Below are 16,338 nucleotides of genomic sequence, written 5' to 3'. Positions count from 1 at the left end.
GGTCAAGGCGCAGGTGGCATGGTGCAGCCCGCGGGACTACTGTCGAAGGATAAACACCTCGGAAGGAGTGATTGCTGTGAAAGGCAAAGCATTGTTCGCCGTTGGCGTGGCTGTCGGCTACGTGTGGGGATCCAAATCCTGGCCGGAGGTGTATCGGCGGATCCGTGGAGGCACGGAAAAGGTCTGGAAGAACCCGGAGGTTCAGGAGAACGTCCATCAGGCCACGGAAGCCGTTCAGGAATCCGTTCCTGACATCCTGGACAACCTGTACGAGGCCGGCAAGAAGCTGATGGAGAAGGCCGAGACCATGTTCCCGGGCATCACCTCACCGAAGTCCGGCCAACACTCAGATGCGAAGCCCACTGCGACCACGGTGCCCACCATCAAGTCGGATGTCATATCTGATCCCGCCTTGGATGACACCACCGGTAGTGACTGGACGGGTGAGGGCGGCGCAGAGCCGGAAGGACCAGCCACAAATACGCCGCCCCGTCCTTAGTCGGCGCGGCCCACTGCCGTCAGGATTGCTTCGCCCAGTTCCTTGGGCTTGGTGAACTGCGGCCAGTGGCCCGTAGGCAGGTCTATGTATTGGACATCCCGGATCCGGGCTAGTTCGGCTGTGAACGGGTGCCCGGCGTCCATCCATTCCTTGAGCAGCGACGACGGAAACTGGCACGCGATGATCGTGGCGGGGACGTCGTAGCGCCGAATGTCGTTCAAGTGCTGCTGGTCGAAAGCGACCCCTTTGGGTTCCGGGATAGCCCGTGCGCGGAAGGCTTCCTTCAGGTGGTCGGTGAGGTCCACGAGATCTTCGTCCTCGAATGCTTCCCACGGCGGCAGCGGAATGTCGTGGCCGTCGTCGGGCAGTTCATCGTTGATGACCCCGCCCTCACCGAGTGGTCCACTGTCCACAAAGATGGCACGGGCCACGCGGTCGGGGCGGGCATCCGCGACGCCATGAATGATGGCGCCGCCGCCCGAGTGGCCCACCAGGATGACCTCTCCCTGGAGCGAGTCCACTTTCTCCACTACGGCATCAATATGGGTGCGAAGGCCGATGCCCGCCCGTGCGGAATCCACCGACTCCAGCCCTGGCAGGGTGAGCGGATGAACAGTGTGTCCTGCCGCCACCAGGGGTGGGGTCACCTCCTCCCACGACGACGCGTCCAACCAGAAACCGGGTACAAGGATGATGTCCATGCGGGTACCCTACGGGAGCCCACCGACAAGATGTAAGGGCGGTTAGTTCCCCAGCGCCAAGCCGTCCACGGCTTTCGCCACCATCTTGGCGCGAGAGTCCGGCGTTCGGGTTTTGAGGACTTGCAGGATGATGAGGTATCTGTCGGTCTTTCCGAGCCGGTCAAAAGCGTCGCTGGCTGCAGGGCTGAGTGCCAATGCGGCTCGCAGATCGTCCGGAACCTCAGCGTTGGCCTGTGAGACGTAGGCGGCTTCCCATCGCCCGTCCGCCTTCGCTGCGTCGATTTCCGCAAATCCGGATGGCTGCATGCGTCCAGCCTGGATCAGGGTTTCCACTTTTCCTACGTTGACTTGGGACCACGAACTCCGGGCCCGACGACGCGAATACCTCTGCAGGAAGGTCTTCTGGTCAAAGCCCTTCCTTTGCCCGTCGATCCAGCCGAAACAGAGTGCGCCGTCCAGCGCCTCCCCGATGCTGATCAACCCGGCGTCGGAGTTCTTCTTGCCAATCACCAGCCAGGCCTCGGCCTTGGTGTCATGGTTCCCGGCGAGCCAACCTTCCCACTCCGCTCCGCTGGAGAACCTCAGCAACTCCGGCTCACTCTTCTCCATCGCGCACCTCCCTTTCCAACTAACTGGCAATAGTGGTTGTTTTGGCGGCTCATAACAACCACTAGTGCCAGTCAGTTGGGGGTTGACGTGGATCACGTTTCCGGGTCATAGTTTTCGTATACGATTTCGTACTCGATAAATGTTTGATCAGAGGAGGCGCCGTGACACTGGAGTTCCGGACCCAGGAAGTCAGCCAGGACATGCTGGCCCGGACGCGCAAAGTCATTGCGGTCCACATCAACTACCCCAGCCGTGCCGCGCAGCGTGGACGAACCCCGCAGCAGCCGTCGTACTTCCTGAAGCCTTCCTCGTCCTTGGCGCTCGGCTCGGCTGATGCCCCCGGATCGGTGGAGCGTCCGGCCGGTTGTGAACTGCTTGGATATGAAGGCGAGATCGCCCTGGTCATCGGCAAATCCGCCCGCCGCGTCGGCCTCGACGATGCGTGGAGCCACGTCGAGTGGGTCACCGCGTCCAACGACCTCGGCGTCTACGACCTCCGCTACGCGGACAAAGGATCCAACGTCCGGTCCAAGGGCGGCGACGGCTTCACGCCGGTAGGTCCAGCGTTGATCCCAGCCGACGCCGTGGATCCCGCCGCCCTGCGCATCCGGGCCTGGCACAACGGCGAACTCGTCCAGGACGACACCACCGAAGACCTGCTCTTCCCGTTCGCGCAGCTCGTCGCGGACCTTTCTCAGCTGCTTACGCTCGAAGAGGGCGACATCATCCTCACCGGCACCCCCGCCGGCGCCTCCGTTGCCAAGCCGGGTGACGTCGTCGAAATTGAGGTCACCGGTGGTGACTTCAGCAGCGGCCGCTTGGTCACCAAGGTGACGGAAGGTACGACGCCGTTCGCGGACTTTGGTGCCCGACCCAAGACCGATGACACCCAGCGGGAAGAGGCGTACGGATCCCGGGAGGCGGCTGGCCTGGAGGCTGCAGGACCGGAGACGGCCGCGAGTGTTCTGACTCCTGAACTGAAGGCAAAGCTGGAAAGCGTCGCTACGGCCACATTGTCGTCCCAACTGCGCAAGCGCGGGCTGAACAACGTGAGCATCGACGGCCTGCAGGCCACCCGTCCGGAGCGCAAAGTGGTGGGCCTGGCCCGGACCCTGCGGTATGTGCCCAACCGCGAAGATCTCTTCAAGACCCACGGCGGCGGGTTCAACGCCCAGAAGCGCGCCATTGACTCCGTGAACGAAGGCGAAATCCTGGTGATGGAAGCCCGCGGGGAAAAGGGGACCGGCACCGTGGGGGACATCCTCGCGCTGCGTGCCCAGGTCCGGGGGGCCGCTGCCATCATCACCGACGGCGGCGTTCGTGACTACGCGGCCGTGGCGGGACTGGAAATGCCGACGTACTTTGCGAATCCGCACCCGGCAGTGCTGGGACGCCGACACATCCCGTGGGACACGGATATCACCATTGCCTGCGGCGGGGCCACCGTGCAGCCCGGAGACATCATCGTGGCCGACTCGGACGGCATCCTGGTGATTCCGCCGGCTATTGCCGAGGAATTGGTGGACGACTGCATTCAGCAGGAAAAGGAAGAAATCTTCATTTTCCAGATGGTCCAGGAAGGCCACAGCGTTGATGGGCTCTACCCCATGAACGCCGAGTGGCAGGCCCGCTACAAGGCGTGGGAAGCCACGGAAGGGGCCCAAGGTGACTGAAGCAGCCGTCGAAAGTAAGTCCCAGCAGGCCTATGCCGCCGTGAAGGCGCGGATCGTGGAAGGCACCTACACTCCGGGCTACCGGCTGGTGCTGGCGAAAATCGCCGAAGACCTGGGCTTCAGCGTGGTTCCCGTGCGGGAAGCGATTCGCCGACTGGAAGCCGAAGGGCTGGTGAAGTTCGAGCGGAACGTGGGCGCCACGGTGTCCGGGATCGACCCCACCGAGTACCTCTACACGATGCAGACACTGAGCATCGTGGAGGGTGCGGCCACGGCACTTTCCGCTCCGCTGATCGACTCGGTAGCGATTGCCCGGGCACGTGCGGTGAACGAGGAGATGCGCGAGTGCCTGGAGCATTTCGATCCCGTCCGCTTCACGGCGCTGAACCAAGACTTCCACAGCGTACTTTTTGAACACTGCCCCAATCCGCACATTCTGGACCTCGTCCACCGCGGCTGGAACCGGCTGGCCTCGCTGCGCTCGTCCACATTCCGGTTCGTGCCTGGCCGCGCGCAGGAATCGGTGCGCGAACACGAGGCACTGCTGCAGCTCATTGAGAACGCCGCGGACGCAGACACCATCGAGAAAGCAGCCCGCCAGCACCGCGCCGCCACCCTGGACGCCTACTTGGCCCAAGCAAAACCGTAACCACCAACCACTGATCGCTAGTTAGGACTTCAACGATGACGACCTCAGTAGAGACCGCCAAGCACTACATTCCCGAGAATCTGCCGTCCCACATCCAGCACTTCATCAACGGTGAATTCGTTGATTCCGTGTCCGGCAAGACCTTCGACGTCCTGGACCCTGTCTCCAACGGCAACTACGCCACTGCTGCTGCGGGCCAGAAGGAAGACATCGACCTCGCCGTCGCCGCTGCCCGCGAAGCGTTCGTCAACGGCCCGTGGCCGAAGATGAAGCCGCGCGAACGTGCCCGCGTCCTGAACAAGATCGCCGACGCCGTGGAAGCGCAGGAAGCACGCCTTGCCGAACTGGAAACGTTCGATACCGGCCTGCCGATCACCCAGGCAAAGGGCCAAGCGCTCCGGGCTGCCGAGAACTTCCGCTTCTTCGCTGACCTGATCGTGGCCCAGTTCGATGACGCCATGAAGGTCCCGGGCTCGCAGATCAACTACGTGAACCGCAAGCCGATCGGCGTCGCTGGCCTCATCACGCCGTGGAACACGCCCTTCATGCTCGAGTCCTGGAAGCTCGCTCCGGCTTTGGCCACCGGCAACACCGTGGTCCTCAAGCCTGCCGAGTTCACGCCTTTGTCCGCCTCGCTCTGGGCGCAGATCTTCAAGGACGCCGGCCTGCCCGACGGCGTGTTCAACCTGGTGAACGGCCTGGGTGAAGAAGCCGGCGATGCGCTGGTGAAGCACCCGGACGTACCGCTGATCTCCTTCACCGGCGAGACCACCACGGGCCAGACGATCTTCCGCAACGCCGCAGCCAACCTCAAGGGCCTGTCCATGGAGCTCGGCGGCAAGTCCCCGTGCGTCGTGTTCGCCGACGCCGATCTGGACGCCGCGATCGACTCGGCACTGTTCGGTGTGTTCTCCCTCAACGGCGAACGCTGCACCGCAGGCTCCCGCATCCTCGTTGAGCGGGCCATCTACGACGAATTCTGCGAAAAGTACGCCGCCCGGGCCAAGAACATCGTGGTGGGCGATCCCCACGACCCCAAGACCCAGGTGGGCGCGCTCGTCCACCCGGAGCACTACAACAAGGTGGCGTCATACGTGGAGATCGGCAAGTCGGAAGGCAGGCTCCTGGCCGGCGGCGGCCGACCCGACCACCTGCCCGAAGGCAACTACATCGCACCCACGGTGTTTGCCGACGTCGCGCCTGACGCGCGGATCTTCCAGGAGGAAATCTTCGGTCCAGTCGTGGCCATCACGCCCTTCGAGAACGACGACGAGGCCCTCGCCTTGGCGAACAACACCAAGTACGGCCTGGCGGCCTACATCTGGACGCAGAACCTGACCCGTGCCCACAACTTCTCCCAGAACGTTGAAGCCGGCATGGTGTGGCTCAACAGCCACAATGTGCGTGACCTCCGCACCCCGTTCGGCGGCGTCAAGGCCTCCGGCCTGGGCCACGAGGGCGGCTACCGCTCGATCGACTTCTACACCGACCAGCAGGCCGTGCACATCACCCTCGGCTCGGTCCACACACCCAAATTCGGCGCCTAAACCCGGGAGTATTTGTACAGATAACGCCCCCCAAAGCCCGTTCTAAAGGGCCGTACCTGTACAAAAAATCCACCCAAATGACCCCTTTCAACGAAGAGAGACCATCATGAGCAACCCCTTCACCGGCCCCATCCCCACTCCCACCGTTCCGGCTCCGGACATCGTCCGCTGTGCGTACCTGGAACTGGTGGTCACGGACTTGGAGAAGTCCCGCGCGTTTTACGTGGACCTCCTGGGCCTGCACGTCACCGAGGAAGATGAGAACACCATCTACCTGCGCTCCTTCGAGGAGTTCATCCACCACAACCTGGTGCTCCGCAAAGGACCCGTTGCTGCAGCCGCTGCCTTCGCGTACAGGGTGAAGTCCCCGGCCGAAGTGGACGCCGCCGAGGCCTACTACCGCGAGCTGGGCTGCCGCGTTGAGCGCCGCAAGGAAGGCTTCACCAAGGGCGTGGGCGACTCCGTCCGCGTGGAGGACCCGCTGGGCTTCCCGTACGAGTTCTTCTACGACGTTGAGCACGTGGAACGCCTGACCCAGCGCTACGACCTCTACTCCGCCGGCGAGCTGGTCCGCCTGGACCACTTCAACCAGGTCACCCCTGACGTTCCCCGCGGACGCAAGTACCTGGAGGACCTCGGCTTCCGCGTCTCCGAGGACATCAAGGACTCCGACGGCGTCACGTACGCCGCCTGGATGCACCGCAAGCAGACCGTGCACGATACCGCCCTGACCGGTGGCAACGGACCCCGCCTGCACCACATCGCCTTCTCCACGCACGAGAAGCACAACATCATCCAGATCTGCGACAAGATGGGCGCCCTGCGCATCTCCGACCGGATCGAACGCGGCCCCGGACGCCACGGCGTGTCCAACGCGTTCTACCTCTACATCCTTGACCCGGACGGCCACCGCGTGGAGATCTACACCCAGGACTACTACACCGGCGATCCCGACAACCCCACCGTCACCTGGGACGTCCACGACAACCAGCGCCGCGACTGGTGGGGCAACCCCGTAGTCCCGTCTTGGTACACCGAGGCTTCCCTGGTCCTGGACCTCGACGGCAACCCTCAGCCCATCATTGAGCGCGAAGACAAGTCCGAAATGGCCGTCACCGTCGGCGCCGATGGCTTCTCCTACACCCGGCCCGAGGGTGCTTCAGATGCGGCGGAGGGCTTCAAGCTGGGAGCGCAGGTCTAAACCATGTTGGACGCGAAGACGATCGAAGCCATTGCCGACGAGCTCCTCGAAGCAGGCCGGAGCCGCAAGCCGGTGCCGCGGCTGACGGCCCGCTACCCCGACATGACGGTGGAGGACTCCTACGCCGTGCAGCAGTTGTGGCGTCAGCGGAACGAGGAAGCGGGGCGCACATTGGTGGGGCGGAAGATCGGCCTCACGTCCAAGGCCATGCAGGCCGCCACGGGCATCACCGAGCCGGATTACGGTGCCATATTCGATGACATGGTCCTCGAAACCGGCTGTTCCGTGGAGTGGGACAAGTACACCCATCCACGGGTGGAGGTGGAGCTGGCTTTCGTGTTGAAGTCCGGCCTCAAGGGGCCCGGTTGCACTATTTTCGATGTCCTCAATGCCACCGACTACGTGGTTCCGGCCCTCGAAATCCTGGACTCCAGGATCGAAATGGAGGGCCGGACCATCGTGGACACCATCTCGGACAACGCCGCGATGGGCGCCATGGTGGTAGGCGGACGACCGGTGCGGCCGGACGCCGTCGACCTCCGCTGGGTCTCCGCCATCTTGTACAAAAACCAGACCGTCGAGGAGACCGGAGTTGCCGCCGGAGTGCTCGACCACCCGGCCAACGGAGTCCACTGGCTGGCCAACAAGATCGCCGCCCACGGGGACTCGATGAAGGCCGGAGATATCATCCTGGCAGGCTCGTTTACCCGCCCCCTGTGGGTGTACAAAGGTGATACCGTGCACGCGGATTACGGACCGTTGGGAGTCGTGACATGCAATTTCGACTGAGCCCCACCTTCTACTCGGCCCTCTCCGACGCGGGTCGTCCCTTGGCCGGAATGTGGGTGTGTTCAGGCAGTCCGCTGGTGGCCGAAATCTGCGCCGGGTCCGGTTTGGACTGGGTGCTGATCGACGCCGAGCACAGCCCCAACGGCCTCGAATCCATCCTGGCCCAACTCCATGCCGTCAGCGGCTACCCCGTGCAGGTCATGGTCCGGCCACCGGTCAACGACACCGTGGTCATCAAGCAATACCTGGACCTCGGCGTGCAGAACCTGATGATCCCCATGGTGAACTCGGCCTTTGAAGCCGCCACCGCCGTGGCAGCGGTGCGGTATCCGCCGCACGGTGTTCGCGGTGTTGGCTCCGCCCTGGCGCGCTCGTCACGCTGGAACCGCGTCCCGGACTACCTGGGTTCCGCCTCCGAGTCCATCAGCCTCACGGTCCAGATCGAATCCGAGTCAGCGGCCTCGGCTGTCGAGGAGATCCTGGCCGTCGACGGCGTGGACGGCATTTTCCTCGGTCCCTCCGACCTCGCGGCGTCCATGGGCCTGCTGGGACAGCAGGAAAATCCGTTGGTGAGGGCCGTCGTCGAACATTGCCTGGAAGCCGCGAAAGCGGCCGGAAAACCGGCCGGCGTGAACGCCTTCAACGAGGCCACCGCCCGCGCCTATCTCGACGCTGGCGCCTCCTTTGTGCTGGTAGGCGCCGATGTCGCGGTCCTGGCCCGTGCGTCCGAAGGCTTCGCCTCAACGTTCATTCCCGTGTCCAAGACCGCGGAGCGTGACAGCTACTGACATGCCGGCGTGGGCTAGGCTCGAGGACACGAGAGCCTGAGGGGGCAGAGCCATGAATCGTCGTGTTGTCGCTGTAGCTGCCATTGTTGCCGCGTTGGGGCTGGCCGGTTGTTCGTCGCCAACAGGCCCGGACGTCCTGGCCAGGGAAGCGACGGCGGAAGACCAGCTTCCGGAGCCCGTGAGCCTCACCGGAGTGGATCTTGAGGTCGAGCCGGGGTCGGCCCGTTTGTTGGCTACCCATGATGACGTGAAGTACTACGGGGCCAAGAGCAAGACAGGCGGTTCCTTTTGCTTGTACGCGGTGCCGGTTGGACTCCCGGAGCGGTGGAGGGCGGGCTGCGCGGCGGTTGCCACGGGTGAGGAGATCCTCACCCTCACTGTGTTTGACGGTTCACAGGCGAAGCTCGTCAACGATGACGTCGACGCCAGCCAAGCTAAATACCAAGGCTGGACCCAGATCCACGAGAATGTGCTGGTCGGCCCCGCTGACCGATAGCGGCTATTTGCCCGATAGTGGCTATTTGCGCGCCATGTACCACTCCGTGAATTCACGGGCGCGGCCGTCGTCGGCGAAACGGATCACCCAAAGGTTGTCGTAGGTGGGCTCACCATTGAGGTACGTGGTCACGCCTTGGACGAAAGCGGTATCGCCGTCCTGCCCCAGGAGTGTCCATTCGAAGGTCCAGTCCTCAGGCTTGTCGCCTGCGTCCGCCCACGCTTTGACGATCTCTTCGTGGCCATTCCACGGTTTCTCCGTGTTGGGTTTGTCGTAGTAGACGGCGTCCTCGGTGAAGAGGGCCCGGATGTCGTCGGGCTCGTTTGAGGTCCACGCGCGTTCGTACCGGTCCATCCATGAATTCACGTCGTTGGTCATCTACCCGTTCTACCCTGCACTGGTGCCGGGTTCAACGGTGTGGGCTCAGGCGGGACGCACGCTTCCGCGGGTAGCCCGGCGGACGTGGTCCGGGGTGAGGCCGGTCAGCGAGGCGAGTTCCAGGTCGTCGCAGACCTGCTTCCGGAGTGCCATCACCATCAGGGCCTCGCGACGTTCCGTGATCTGGTCACGGTGCCTTTCGGCTGCCCTGAGTTCCGCGCTTTTCTGCTTCAAGGCGGCCACATGTGCGTTGCGGGGGAGACCGCTCGGATGGAGGTCGTCATAAGCCAAACCTATGGTCCGGAGGGCCCTCAGGTTCTCCCCGGTGACAGTCGAAACCGTGGTCAAGGTCAGCCCATCCTCCAGGGCCTGCGCGATCAACTCGTTCCGCGCGGCGGTCAATGTCCGGATGGCGCTCGCTGCGTGGGAGAGCAGTTGACGATGCACGGCCAGGGCGTGCGTGAGTTTGGCGTGTTCGGCTTCCAGGGGCTGCGAGCGTGGGGCCTTGGCCCGGTAGATGTACCGTCCGGTGGCTGCGTGGCCCTGCAATGAAACGGCAGGGGCTGACCCGGTTTGGGTTGGCATGTGGCTCCCTTTCGGTTTTCGTAACAGGCGCTTCCGACCCCTCGAATCTAGGCAGAGTTCAGCGGGCCAAGGAAATACCAATACCGCGTGAACCCATAAGCAAAGTGCATGGAAGGGGTGTCATAAGACCCCCTTATAGATCCACGCACATTAGGTCTTATCCACAGCGCTCGCGGATCCCTAGTCTCGAAAAAGGGGATACGCGAATCCGCGCGTCCTGAGTTCCACATTCCTGGAGGAGACATGTCCGACTACCTGCCGGCGTCGAGGGTCACCCGCATCAAGTCCTCAGCGAGCGTCGCCGCGGCCGCCCGCGTCCGCGAACTGAAAGCTGAAGGCATCCCGATCATCGACCTGACAGTGGGCGAGCCGGACTTCGACACCCCGGACCACATCAAGGCCGCGGCCATCGAGGCAATCAACAACGGCGAGACCAAGTACACCTCGGTGACCGGTACGCCGGAGCTGCAGACCGCTATTCTTCGCAAGGTTGAAAGCCACACCGGCCACCACTACCAGCGGAACCAGCTGACCATCGGCGGGGGAGCCAAGCAGGTCCTGTACGTAGCGCTGATGGCGTCCCTGAATGAGGGCGACGAAGTGATCGTTCCCGCGCCGTACTGGGTTTCCTACCCGGACATGGTGCTCGCCAACGATGGCACCCCGGTGATCGTGGCCTGCGGCGAAGAGGCAGGCTTCAAACTCACGCCGGAGGCGCTGGCAAAGGCCATCAGCCACAAGACCAAGTGGCTCATCCTCAACGCGCCGTCCAACCCGACCGGTGCCGTGTACACCCGCGAGGAACTGCAGGCACTCGGCGCGGTCCTTGAGGAACACCCGCACGTCTTCATCCTCACCGATGAGATCTACGATGAAATCCACTTCGGCGACGGCCGCGTGACCAGCCTGGTCACTGCCGCACCGGCACTCAAGGACCGCATCCTGTTGGTCAACGGAGTTTCCAAGGCCTATGCCATGACCGGTTGGCGGCTCGGCTACGGAGTGGGTCCAGTACCCCTGATTGCGGCCATGAACAAGCTGCAGTCGCAGACGTCGTCGTGCCCGTCGTCCATCAGCCAGGCCGCAGCAGTCGCGGCGCTGGACGGCGACCAGTCCTTCGTCCGTGACTCGGTGGAGGTCTACCGCAAACGCCGGGACGCCGCCGTCGAGGGCCTCAACGCCATCAACGGCCTGTCCGTTGCGCCGGCCGAAGGCGCGTTCTACGCCTACGTGAACTGCAGCGGTGTGATCGGCAAAACCGCGCCCGACGGCAAGGTCATCGAGAACGACCAGGACTTCACGCTCTACCTGTTGGACGCCGCGCGCGTGGCCGTCATCCAGGGTTCGGCCTACGGCTTGGGCCCTTACTTCCGGATCTCCTTCGCCACGTCGCTGGAGACCATCAACGCCGGCGTGGACTCCATCCGCGACGCCGTCAACGCCCTCAACTAGAAAGATCCAGACCATGATCCACGTCAAGACCAAGTTCGAGCGCCCCGACGCCGATCTCGTCAGCCGCCTCGCCAAGTTTTCCTCGGCCACGATCCACGAAGCACAGGGCCGCCGCGGCGCGTTGAGCTCCAGGATCAAGCCGATCGACCGTTCCATGTCCTTCTGCGGACCGGCCGTCACTGTGGCCTGCGCACCACAGGACAACCTCATGCTCCAGGTCGCCATCCACTATGCCCAGGCCGGCGATGTGGTCCTGGTTGGCGCGCAGGAAATGTCCGAGGCCGGCACGTTCGGCGATGTCCTGGGCAACGCGATGAAAGCCAAGGGAATCGCTGCCATGGTCACTGACTCGGGCGTGCGGGATACCCAGGACCTGATTGAACTCGGCCTTCCCGTGTTCTCCGGCAGCGTCAGCATCAAGGGCACCGTCAAGGAAACCCTCGGCCCGATCAACCACCCCATCGTCTTCGGCGACGAAATCATCTACCCGGGCGACATCCTCCGCGGCGACGCTGACGGCGTGGTGGTGGTCCGCCGCGAAGAGGCCGAAGAAGTCATCGCACTGTCCCAGGCACGCGACGACCACGAGCGCGAACTCATCAAGCTCTACCACGACGGCGGCAACACCATCGAGCTCTGCGGACTGACGGAGAAGCTCAAGGAGAAGGGCCTCCTGGTGGAGGACTAGGCCCTGCTGCCAAGGCTGGCCGCACTGCTGGAGAACCAGCGTGCGGCCGGCCTTTGGCGTATCGGGAGAGCACAACAAAGGCGCCCTTGCCAGTGGCAGGGCGCCTTATCGTGGTGAAGCTGAAGTGGGAGTACGACGGCGGCTGGCTGGGTGGTGGCTGGTTCAGTCCAGTCCGGAGTGTCCCGGGCGGGTATCCACCAGGTGCCATTCAATGCTGTTGCCGGCGTGGGCGGGCATCAGGCTTCCTTCGAAGACGAACAAGGGTTCGCCAATGCCGCCGATCGGACGCCAAAAACCATTCCGTGGGCAGTGAAAACCGGTTCGTGCGCTGATCGTTCCGCGGGTTGGATTCGAAACCCATCCGGCCGTGCTGATCTTTTTCACCGTTGTTTCCTTTGAACGTGCCCGCGGAATCCGTGAGCTGCTTTCGAATTTCTTTCTAATTCGATATTAGGAAATTAAATCGGCGTTGAATAAGACCAAAGCTGTCTGTCCGGATAAGTGTTTGTTATGGATGGGCCGGCAGTTGCACGGGGTCGGTTCCGTACTTGTTGATCAGTTGTTGGTGCAGCATTTCCTTGACCACCATGAGCACGGCCGAGGCGGCCTCGGACAGTGGCTCGTGGTCGGGGGTGCAGAGGGCGATCTTGCTCTGCAGTCCAGGTTCCACGATCCGCAGCACCTTGAAGTTCTGGTCCGGGAAGAGGGCATCCGCGGCTGATTTCGGCAGCACGGTGCCGCCCAGGTTGGCACGGATGAGCCGGGTGAGGGAGGGGACGGACTCCACTTCGCCCACCAAGCGGAGCGGCAGGTCCTGGTCTGTCAGTCCCTTCTCGATGAGCTGCCGCAGCGTGTGGTTCTTCTCCGGGAGGAACAGTCCCACCGTGCTGGCTTCGGCGAGGGTGATGGTGTCCTTGCCGTGGCTGATGTCCACGTCCGGGTGCACCACCAGGTGGAGGTCTTCCACGATCATGGTGGTGAACTGCACGCCGCGGATCTTTCCAGGCTCGTAGATCAGGGCCATGTCCAGGCGGCCGTTCTTGATGGCCTCGCTCAAGACGCCGCCGAAAATCTCGGTCAGGTGCACCACGATATCCGGGTACCGGCGGCCGACTTCGCTGATGATCTGGGGCGTCAGGCTGGACGCCATGCTGTAGGGCGCGATCGCAATGGAGACGCGGCCGGAGGGGGCCGCCCCGGAGGTGGCGACGTCTTGCCGGGCCTGCTCCACCAGCCGGAGAATCGACTGCGCGTGGCGGTAGAGGGTGTGCCCTGCGGCCGTGGGCTCAACGCCTTGCTTGCTGCGGATCAAAAGGCGCTGCTTGAGGTCGTTCTCCAGCGCGGAGACCTGCTGGCTCAGGGCGGGCTGGGCCACGTGGAGCGCGGCAGCGGCCTTGGTGATGCTGCCTGAGTCAACAATCTGCACAAAGTATGAGAGCTTGCGCGTATCCATGGGTCTGCCTTCCTGGAGGGCCACGTCCCCGGGTGGCATGCGTTAGGGAAATTCTATCCGGGCACCGCTGGGACCCAAGCCACAGTACAGGGTGGCGCAGGTCATAACGGAGAGCTATCACGGGATAGCTATTAGGTCTTTGTGCAACGTGGTTGACCGGTGCGAGACTTTTGGAAAGAACTTCAGGCAACGCTTTGGGTATCAACCAGCACCTGCCATTTTCCCGGAATTCAATTCCACTGCAAAACCACGGAAAGAGAACCACGTGAACCCGATTATTGATCTTGTAGCGGATCTTGGAGAGGGATTTGGCGCTTACACCATTGGCGACGATTCTGAACTCCTGGAGATCGTTTCAAGTGCCAATATCGCGTGCGGGTTCCACGCCGGCGACCCGGACATTATGGCCGCCACGGTTGCTGAATGTGTTCGCCGCGGCGTAGGCATTGGGGCTCACCCGAGCTTCCCGGACCTGCGCGGCTTCGGCCGACGCGACATGGGCCTCTCAGCGAGCGAGGTGCAGAACGATGTGCTGTACCAGATGGGGGCCCTGAACGGTTTCGCCGCTTTCCATGGCACAAAGGTCACCCACCTCGCCCCGCATGGCCGGCTCGGCAACCTCGTGGCTGTCCGCGCAGACTACGCCAAGGCGGTGGCCCAGGCGGCGGCCCGCGTGGACAAGGAACTCATTGTGGTGGCCCAGGACGGCGAACTGGCCACTGCCGCCCGTGAAGCCGGGCTGGACGTAGCAATAGTTGGCATTGTGGACCGCGCGTACCAGGAAGACGGTACCTTGGTTCCCCGCAGCCAGCCGGGCGCTGTGCTGCACGATCCCGCAGAGATCGTGGACCGCGCCCTGCGCATGGTGGTGGACGGAAAGATCCGCTGCGCCACCGGCGTGGACATGGACATCGACGTCGATACCGTCCTCCTCCACGGGGACAATCCCGGCGCTGTGGAACTGGCCCGCCGGATCCGTACCGAACTTATTTCCGCCGGCGTCAGCATTGCCCCGCTGGCCGAGGTCATGGATGCCAAGCGGAAGGCGGCCTGACATGTCCGTCCTGACAGTGGCTCCCACGGAAATCCACGAGTGCGGAGACTCCGCGTTGCGTGTCGTGGCGATATCGGAGGCGAGTGAAGACAATTGGCTCACCGTCCACCGCTTGGCCGACTGGCTGGAAAGCTGCGGAGCGGAAGGTCTCCACGGCGCTGTTCCCACTTACGACTCCGTGCTGGTGGAGTTCGATCCCATCATGGTTTCCGCCCGCCAAGTGCGCGCCTTCGTCAAGCTCGGACTCCTGGAACTCCACCATGCCGATGAATCCGCAAAGGCTCCCCGCGAATTCGATGTTCCCGTGGTGTACGGCGGCGAGTACGGTCCGGACCTGGAAAAGGTCGCCGAGTACCAGGGCATCTCCACCGAGGAAGTCATCAGGTTCCACACCGGGAAGACCTACACCGTACGGTGCCTCGGTGCGCCAGCGGGTTCGCCCATGATGGACGGTCCGGCGTTCCCCAAACCCGTGCCCCGCCTCAAGGATCCCCGGCTCAGCGTGCCCGCCGGCGCTGTGGCGGTTGCCGGACGCCAGGCTGTCATCGCCCCGGCAGCGGCTCCTGGTGGCTGGTGTGTGATTGGCCAGACCCCGCTGAGCGTCCTGAACATCCGTCGCGAACCCCTTGTGCCCTACAAGCCGGGCGACATCCTGCGGTTCCGGCAGATCCCCGCCGAAGCCTTCAGCGACTTCGCCGGCATGGACTTGGTGCCACTGGAATTGGAAGCACGGCCATGAGCGGCGCAATCCTGGTCCAGCAACCGGGCAATTCCGTGGTCACGGACCTCGGCCGATTCCGTGGACCCCGCTTCGGGCTGCCGGTCAACGGCGCCTTGGACCAGTACTCCGCCCGGGCCGCCAACATCCTGGCCGGCAATCTGGACAACCATCCCCTGGTGGAAATCACCGCCCTCGACTTCCGGATGACGGCAAACACCGACCTCCTGATCGCCGTCACTGGTGCTCCCCTCACCCTCACCGTCGGTGGCCGCCCCTGCAGCCAATGGGAACCGGTATCGGTGCGTGCAGGTGAATCAGTGTCCATTCGCGGGATCCACCGCGGACTCCGTGCCTACCTGGCCGTCCACGGCTCCCTCGAAGCTGAGACGTTGCTCGGCAGTGCAGCTCCGGACACCGTGGTGGGCTTCGGACTTCAACTTCGGGAAGGAACCACGCTCGTCACCCGTCGGAGCGTGACACCTGTACGCCAGCCGTACTTCGACCTTCCCCTTTTCCGGCTGGGCCTTGAGCGGCCAAGCATGGGATCAGACCTGTCGGTCGATGTGACCGATGGACCGGACGTCGCCGAGTTTGGCGAATCTGGTGAATTGCTCTTCACCTCGGAGTACGCCGTCAGCGGCCGCAGCAACCACATCGGCCTGCGGCTCGGCGGAGAGCTTCCGGAAAGAACCTCAAGCGGTGAGGTCCTTTCCCGCGGCGTGCCAGTGGGCGCCGTCGAGGTTCCCTCAAGGGAAGAGCTGCTGGTACTGCACCGGGGCCGCGGCGTCACCGCCGGGTATCCGGTCCTGGCAGTAGTCACCAGCACCGGACTGGATGTCCTGGCCCAAGCGAGGCCAGGGGACAAAGTCCGTTTTCGGAAAACCACAGTGGCAGAAGCAACTGCCGCCCACAGGCGCTCGCGGGCCCAACTTGAAACACTCCGCGAATCCGTCAACACCGTCTTCGGACTCCTCGGCATCGGATGCCGTCCCCAGTGGCAGGACCTACCAGTTGCGGCATGCAGCTAAAAACCTGTCGTCATACCAGTAGGCGTT

19 protein-coding genes are annotated in these 16,338 nt (G+C 63.5%); 13 read left to right on the top strand and 6 right to left on the bottom strand.

Features of this window, described 5'->3' with window-relative positions:
* The first annotated feature begins 76 nt into the window (after nucleotides 1-76).
* Nucleotides 77-499 carry a hypothetical protein gene (locus tag FQP90_RS17375; protein ID WP_144652322.1) on the top strand — a complete coding sequence of 141 codons (423 nt, stop codon included), beginning with the start codon at nucleotides 77-79 and terminating at the stop codon, nucleotides 497-499.
* Here FQP90_RS17375 and FQP90_RS17370 read toward each other — a convergent pair.
* Both FQP90_RS17370 and FQP90_RS17365 read right to left on the bottom strand, forming a co-directional pair.
* Entirely contained in the window at nucleotides 496-1,200 is a 705-nt protein-coding gene (locus FQP90_RS17370) for an alpha/beta fold hydrolase (RefSeq protein ID WP_144652321.1), read from the bottom strand. The genes FQP90_RS17375 and FQP90_RS17370 overlap by 4 nt on opposite strands.
* A gap of 42 nt (nucleotides 1,201-1,242) precedes the next feature.
* Nucleotides 1,243-1,809: a YdeI/OmpD-associated family protein gene (locus FQP90_RS17365; RefSeq protein WP_144652320.1), complete on the bottom strand. Its 567-nt coding sequence runs from the start codon at nucleotides 1,807-1,809 to the stop codon at nucleotides 1,243-1,245.
* Between the two features lie 161 nt (nucleotides 1,810-1,970).
* Here FQP90_RS17365 and FQP90_RS17360 point away from each other — a divergent pair, with 161 nt between their 5' ends.
* The 7 genes from FQP90_RS17360 (at nucleotide 1,971) to FQP90_RS17330 (ending at nucleotide 8,952) form a co-directional block, all read left to right on the top strand.
* Nucleotides 1,971-3,482, top strand: a complete 1,512-nt coding sequence (locus tag FQP90_RS17360) for a fumarylacetoacetate hydrolase family protein (RefSeq protein WP_144652319.1) — start codon at nucleotides 1,971-1,973, stop codon at nucleotides 3,480-3,482.
* Nucleotides 3,475-4,131, top strand: a complete 657-nt coding sequence (locus FQP90_RS17355; RefSeq protein WP_144652318.1) for a GntR family transcriptional regulator — start codon at nucleotides 3,475-3,477, stop codon at nucleotides 4,129-4,131. The genes FQP90_RS17360 and FQP90_RS17355 overlap by 8 nt, the downstream gene beginning before the upstream one ends.
* A 35-nt stretch (nucleotides 4,132-4,166) precedes the next feature.
* A complete protein-coding gene (gene hpaE / locus FQP90_RS17350; protein ID WP_144652317.1) occupies nucleotides 4,167-5,678 on the top strand; it encodes a 5-carboxymethyl-2-hydroxymuconate semialdehyde dehydrogenase in 1,512 nt (503 codons plus the stop codon).
* A gap of 106 nt (nucleotides 5,679-5,784) precedes the next feature.
* A complete protein-coding gene (gene hpaD, locus FQP90_RS17345; RefSeq protein ID WP_144652316.1) occupies nucleotides 5,785-6,879 on the top strand; it encodes a 3,4-dihydroxyphenylacetate 2,3-dioxygenase in 1,095 nt (364 codons plus the stop codon).
* A 3-nt stretch (nucleotides 6,880-6,882) separates the two neighbouring features.
* Nucleotides 6,883-7,668: a 2-oxo-hept-4-ene-1,7-dioate hydratase gene (gene hpaH / locus FQP90_RS17340; protein ID WP_144652315.1), complete on the top strand. Its 786-nt coding sequence runs from the start codon at nucleotides 6,883-6,885 to the stop codon at nucleotides 7,666-7,668.
* Nucleotides 7,653-8,456, top strand: a complete 804-nt coding sequence (locus tag FQP90_RS17335; protein WP_144652314.1) for an aldolase/citrate lyase family protein — start codon at nucleotides 7,653-7,655, stop codon at nucleotides 8,454-8,456. The genes hpaH and FQP90_RS17335 overlap by 16 nt, the downstream gene beginning before the upstream one ends.
* Before the next feature lie 52 nt (nucleotides 8,457-8,508).
* Nucleotides 8,509-8,952 (top strand): hypothetical protein, encoded by a 444-nt coding sequence (locus FQP90_RS17330; protein WP_144652313.1) that lies wholly within the window; start codon nucleotides 8,509-8,511, stop codon nucleotides 8,950-8,952.
* A gap of 21 nt (nucleotides 8,953-8,973) precedes the next feature.
* Here the strand turns inward: FQP90_RS17330 and FQP90_RS17325 are convergent, their stop codons facing one another.
* Nucleotides 8,974-9,330, bottom strand: a complete 357-nt coding sequence (locus FQP90_RS17325; RefSeq protein ID WP_144652312.1) for a nuclear transport factor 2 family protein — start codon at nucleotides 9,328-9,330, stop codon at nucleotides 8,974-8,976.
* Nucleotides 9,331-9,375: 45 nt separating this feature from the next.
* On the bottom strand, nucleotides 9,376-9,915 hold the full coding sequence (locus FQP90_RS17320; RefSeq protein ID WP_244296820.1) for a hypothetical protein: 540 nt from the start codon (nucleotides 9,913-9,915) through the stop codon (nucleotides 9,376-9,378).
* A 243-nt stretch (nucleotides 9,916-10,158) separates the two neighbouring features.
* Between FQP90_RS17320 and FQP90_RS17315 the strand changes: the two genes are divergently transcribed.
* Nucleotides 10,159-11,367, top strand: coding sequence for an aspartate transaminase (locus FQP90_RS17315; protein ID WP_144652311.1), 1,209 nt, complete (start codon nucleotides 10,159-10,161; stop codon nucleotides 11,365-11,367).
* 13 nt (nucleotides 11,368-11,380) lie between these two features.
* On the top strand, nucleotides 11,381-12,055 hold the full coding sequence (locus FQP90_RS17310; protein WP_144652310.1) for a 4-carboxy-4-hydroxy-2-oxoadipate aldolase/oxaloacetate decarboxylase: 675 nt from the start codon (nucleotides 11,381-11,383) through the stop codon (nucleotides 12,053-12,055).
* 162 nt (nucleotides 12,056-12,217) lie between these two features.
* On the opposite strand, the gene FQP90_RS23370 is transcribed toward FQP90_RS17310, so the two are convergent.
* Together FQP90_RS23370 and FQP90_RS17300 are read right to left on the bottom strand one after the other, a co-directional pair.
* On the bottom strand, nucleotides 12,218-12,439 hold the full coding sequence (locus FQP90_RS23370) for a hypothetical protein (RefSeq protein WP_167510513.1): 222 nt from the start codon (nucleotides 12,437-12,439) through the stop codon (nucleotides 12,218-12,220).
* Between the two features lie 124 nt (nucleotides 12,440-12,563).
* The gene (locus FQP90_RS17300) at nucleotides 12,564-13,508 is read right to left on the bottom strand and encodes a LysR substrate-binding domain-containing protein (protein WP_144652309.1); all 945 of its coding nucleotides are present in this window, start codon (nucleotides 13,506-13,508) and stop codon (nucleotides 12,564-12,566) included.
* Between the two features lie 265 nt (nucleotides 13,509-13,773).
* On the opposite strand from FQP90_RS17300, the gene FQP90_RS17295 reads away from it, so the two are divergent.
* From FQP90_RS17295 to FQP90_RS17285, 3 genes are read left to right on the top strand one after another with little or no spacing between them, the layout of a single operon-like run.
* The gene (locus FQP90_RS17295; RefSeq protein WP_144652308.1) at nucleotides 13,774-14,562 is read left to right on the top strand and encodes a LamB/YcsF family protein; all 789 of its coding nucleotides are present in this window, start codon (nucleotides 13,774-13,776) and stop codon (nucleotides 14,560-14,562) included.
* A 1-nt stretch (nucleotide 14,563) separates the two neighbouring features.
* On the top strand, nucleotides 14,564-15,301 hold the full coding sequence (locus FQP90_RS17290; RefSeq protein ID WP_144652307.1) for a 5-oxoprolinase subunit B family protein: 738 nt from the start codon (nucleotides 14,564-14,566) through the stop codon (nucleotides 15,299-15,301).
* Complete coding sequence (locus FQP90_RS17285; protein ID WP_144652306.1) at nucleotides 15,298-16,311, top strand: biotin-dependent carboxyltransferase family protein; 1,014 nt, start codon at nucleotides 15,298-15,300, stop codon at nucleotides 16,309-16,311. Before FQP90_RS17290 ends, FQP90_RS17285 begins: the two co-directional genes overlap by 4 nt.
* Nucleotides 16,312-16,338 lie beyond the last annotated feature (27 nt).

It is taken from the genome of Paenarthrobacter nitroguajacolicus (assembly GCF_007786235.1).
Taxonomy (GTDB): domain Bacteria; phylum Actinomycetota; class Actinomycetes; order Actinomycetales; family Micrococcaceae; genus Arthrobacter; species Arthrobacter nitroguajacolicus_A.
Note: the sequence above shows the minus strand (reverse complement) of the source record. Positions and strands in the feature narration are given on the sequence as shown.